This is a genomic window from Oceanispirochaeta sp., assembly GCF_027859075.1.
GTDB lineage: Bacteria > Spirochaetota > Spirochaetia > DSM-2461 > DSM-2461 > Oceanispirochaeta.
In genome coordinates, this window is sequence record NZ_JAQIBL010000307.1 from 1 (window position 1) to 2,668 (window position 2,668).

General features: G+C 45.4%; 3 protein-coding genes. All 3 read left to right on the plus strand.

Translation table 11 applies throughout. The features are described 5' to 3' along the window. Positions 1-123 precede the first annotated feature (123 nt). Entirely contained in the window at positions 124-2,022 is a 1,899-nt protein-coding gene (locus PF479_RS17045) for an aldehyde ferredoxin oxidoreductase family protein (protein WP_298009085.1), read from the plus strand. Beyond that, positions 2,023-2,250: a hypothetical protein gene (locus PF479_RS17050; protein WP_298009088.1), complete on the plus strand. Its 228-nt coding sequence runs from the start codon at positions 2,023-2,025 to the stop codon at positions 2,248-2,250. It begins immediately after the preceding gene. A gap of 11 nt (positions 2,251-2,261) precedes the next feature. After that, the coding region (locus PF479_RS17055; protein WP_298009091.1) for a hypothetical protein at positions 2,262-2,668 on the plus strand (407 nt) is incomplete at its 3' end.

Genomic DNA, 2,668 nt, shown 5'->3' on the forward strand with positions numbered 1-2,668 from the left:
TAATTTCGTTGTGGAATAAATACCCTTGTATTTAGAAATCCAGCCTTTTATTCGTGATCAGCCGATATTGAATAGGACAAAGATCATGACTCAAAAGGTCAACTCAAAAAATAAGGAAAAATTATGGCTGAAGTATACGGAACTACCGGCAAAATCTTAAGGGTAGACCTATCCATGAAGACATTTGTTACTGAAGAAATTCCCGAGATACTGATAAAAAGGTATCTCGGAGGTAATACACTGGGACTCTACTATCTGCTCAAAGAGCAGATAGCAGGGATTGATCCCCTTGCTCCCGAAGCTATGATGAATATTATGGCTTCTTTTGTGACCGGTACTCCCGGTCCCGGATTAAGCCGGACCTGTATTGTGGGAAAATCTCCCCTGTCCGGCGGCTTCGGTGAATCAGAAGGAGGAGGCTGGTGGGCTCCGGAACTTAAATTTGCAGGATTTGACGGTATAATTTTAACCGGAAAATCTGATACTCCAGTTTACCTGTCTATTAAGGACGGTGTTCCTGAACTTCGCGATGCGACTCATATCTGGGGCGGAGTTGAGCTTAAGGAAGCCCAGGAAACCATAAAAGGAGAACTGGGTGATCCAAAGACCAGGGTAATACTTATTGGTGAAGCCGGTGAGAAGCAGATGCCCTACGCCTGTATTATCAACGAACTGAAACATGCCAACGGTCGCCTGGGTATGGGTGCGATTATGGGCTCTAAAAACCTGAAGGGCATTGCAGTCAGGGGAACAAACCAGAAACTACCCCTCTTTGACGAAGCTGGGGTAAAGGCCCTTGTCAAAAAGAGCATGTCCGAATGGAAGGAGATCCCTAACACTTTTCCCACCTACGGGACCATGAGAGGAGTAAGGGCCACCCAGGAAGTAGGAGTTTTTCCCACCCACAACTTCAGGGAAGGTGTTTTTGATGATTTTGAAGGTCTTGCCGAAACAACCTACATGGATACTATTCTCAAGAAAACTGAAACCTGTTACAGATGTCCAATAAGCTGCAAGAGGGTAGTCGAGATTGACGATGGACAGTACAAGGTTGATCCCGCTTACGGCGGTTCAGAATATGAGACTACCATGGCTTTCGGATCATGCTGCGGTGTAGGAGATTTGAAACCGGTCAGTGTGGCTCATCAGACATGTCAGGCCTACGGAATGGATACAATCTCCTCGGGTGTAACAATTGCCTGGATAATGGAGTGCTATGATCTGGGACTTATTAAAAAGGAACAGCTTGACGGTCTTGAGATGAACTTCGGTAACGCCGAAAACATGCTCAAGATGCTGGACAAAATGTGCAGGCAGGAAGGAGTTGGAGCCATTATTTCAAAGGGTTTCAAGGAAGCTTCCAGGTATTTCGGTGAAGAAACCTATCAGTATGCCATGCAGTCTAAAAATTCAGCTTTCCCTGCTCACGATCCAAGAGGAAAGGCGAGTCTTGGACTGGCATATGCCCTGCCTTCTGCCGGACCGGACCATATGGAAGTTCAGCACGATCATATCCTGGCTACCGAAGGGGGCGCTGCTCTCTATGAGGCTATCGGCATCAACGAACCTCTTCCTGCAACTGATCTTTCGGCAAAGAAAGTGAGAAATTTCTTTGTAAACCAGTCTCTCTACAATGGTTACAATGCTATTGGGGTATGTTACTTCTGTCTCCGACCTAATGGTCCGTTTACCATCAACTATATTGCTGAATATATGCGGGCGGTAACAGGATGGGAGTATATGAGTCTTTGGAACCTTATCAAGGTTGGTGAAAAACACACAACCATGTCCAGAATTTTTAATCTGAGAGAAGGTTTAACAGCCAAGGATGATTATCTTCCCGACAGGATGTTCACACCCCTGCAGGGCGGCGGACCATGCGCAGGTTTCCAGATAGATCGTGACGAGTTTGAAAAAGCCAAGAAGACTTATTACGCCTACAATCTTTGGGATGAAGAAGGTCTGCCCACAGAGGCATGTCTGTATCAGCATGAACTGGATTGGCTGAATGGAGAATTCTAGATGATTACTGTTTCAGTAAAGGGAGAGCCGTTGTTTGGTTTTCCCCGAAATTTAGAGAAGGTGGAACTTGGTGAGCCCACATTCAACTCTATTATGGAACACTACAATATTGATCCAAAAATAAGAAAACACCTTCTCGCTATTGTAAATAATCAGGTGAGCAAGCCGGAAAGGATGCTGGAAAATGGTGATGAAATCAACTTCCAGTCACCCTATTCGGGAGGATGAACGAGGAAAAAATGAGAAAGATAAGAGTCGGACTAATCACATTTGGCGATAATCGGGGTCCTGAGTGGACTAAAGTATTTAAGAAAATGACAGAACCAAGACATAAACTGGCGGCAGAAGAACTGGGAAAACTGCCCATAGAGCTGGTCTACAATAAAGAAGTAGCCAGAAGCCGGGAACAGATAAACTCTCAGGTTGATGCTTTAAAAGTCGATGGAATTGATGTTTTTATTGCTCACACTCCCTGCTGGACATCTCCCAATCTGGTGGTTCATGGTGTACAGAGAATGGGAATATTCACTATTATGCTGGGAAACAGAGATATGGGTACTCATGGCTGTGTTGGCCTGCTGGGTGCAGGCGGCGCTCTTTCCCAGATTGGACTTGAGCATAAACGCCTTCGGGCAGATTATGATTC

What these genes read in the sequence shown, in the direction of transcription:
- PF479_RS17050 (WP_298009088.1), top strand. Translation starts at nt 2,023, where the DNA reads ATGATTACTGTTTCAGTAAAGGGAGAGCCGTTGTTTGGTTTTCCCCGA.
- PF479_RS17045 (WP_298009085.1), top strand. Translation starts at nt 124, where the DNA reads ATGGCTGAAGTATACGGAACTACCGGCAAAATCTTAAGGGTAGACCTA.